Here is a 1,162-nt window from a genome sequence, read left to right as displayed (position 1 = left end):
GCTCCGACCCCGGGGTCGTCTTCCGATCCGACTGCCCGAGCCGCCCGATCCTCGATCAGATCGCCGACAAGTGGTCGATGATGGTAATGGCGATCCTTGACGAGCCCCGTCGGTTCAACGAGATCAAGCGCCGCCTCGACGGTGTGACCCAGCGGGTCCTGACTCAGACGCTGCGGCGGCTGGAACGCAACGGGATGATCGTTCGCCGCGTGCTGGCGACGTCCCCGGTCGGGGTCGAGTACTCGCGCACCCCGCTCGGCGAATCCCTCCGGGAACCGTTCGACCGGCTGTACGCCTGGACGGTGGCCAATGCCGACGAAATCCAAGCGCGCCAAATCGATTACGACCGAGGGGAACCCGCGCAGAACCTGTGATAAGAACCCATCCGAAATTCGAAAGACCTGGTGCGCGCTACGTTTTGGTCACCGCGCGGCAGTGCCGATGTGGTCGAACATCACCGGACGGCAAAGTTGCGACTGACAGGCTCAGCCGAAGGGTATGCAGCGGCTGCTGAACACATACCTGGTCCGGCGACCGTGGGCCTGGTCTCAGGCCCACGAGCACGGTAACGGGGTCGGCGGATTCGATCTCGATGTCGGTGTCGGGCATGGCCGCCAGGCCGACGGCATCGACTGCTCACATCGCGTAGACGGCAGGCCCGCTGAGGATCGGGACCCGGTGTCGGGTCGGCGTGCCCAAGAACGGATAGGCCGGCGCAACCTCGCTATCGCCGTCGAGGCGAACAACATCGGACTCGTGCAACCGTCGCATCGCCGCGGCGAGTGAATTATCGTGCCCGGCAAGAACTTCGGCTAGTTCTGGCACCGTGGGTGGGCGTCCTCGTTCGGCGAATCCTCGCGGGGTAGAGCTGACACGCCGGACTGGGCACTGATCCGGCCGTCGCGAAGGGGTCGCGGCCGTCGATCAGCAGGGTCGGTGAGCCGGTCATCCCGGCCGATACGGCGTGTTCGGCGTCGCGCACGATATGGTGCACGATCCCGACTTCGACCGGCCACTGCTCGGCGATGCGGTTCTCGAGCACCGGCACATTCGGGCAGTCGGGGACCTGGACGGTGTCGATGATCTGTGTGATCTGCTGGCGTGCGTTCTCTCCGTCCACGACCCGGCGCGTCTGGATGCGGTCGCTACCCAGCTCAACGGG

Annotated in this window: 1 protein-coding gene and 1 pseudogene; one reads left to right on the top strand and one right to left on the bottom strand. The window is 65.7% G+C overall.

Going from position 1 to position 1,162, the window contains the following annotated elements; translation table 11 throughout:
- A partial coding sequence (locus tag ACFWF3_RS36640; protein WP_379318812.1) for a winged helix-turn-helix transcriptional regulator occupies positions 1–374 on the top strand: 374 nt, incomplete at its 5' end.
- Positions 375–787: 413 nt separating this feature from the next.
- On the opposite strand, the pseudogene ACFWF3_RS36635 reads toward ACFWF3_RS36640, so the two are convergent.
- Positions 788–1,162: pseudogene (locus tag ACFWF3_RS36635) on the bottom strand (hypothetical protein); the annotation flags it as partial.

Source organism: Nocardia sp. NPDC060220 (genome assembly GCF_042727815.1).
Classification (GTDB): domain Bacteria; phylum Actinomycetota; class Actinomycetes; order Mycobacteriales; family Mycobacteriaceae; genus Nocardia.
This window is presented reverse-complemented; position numbering and strand designations above follow the sequence as displayed.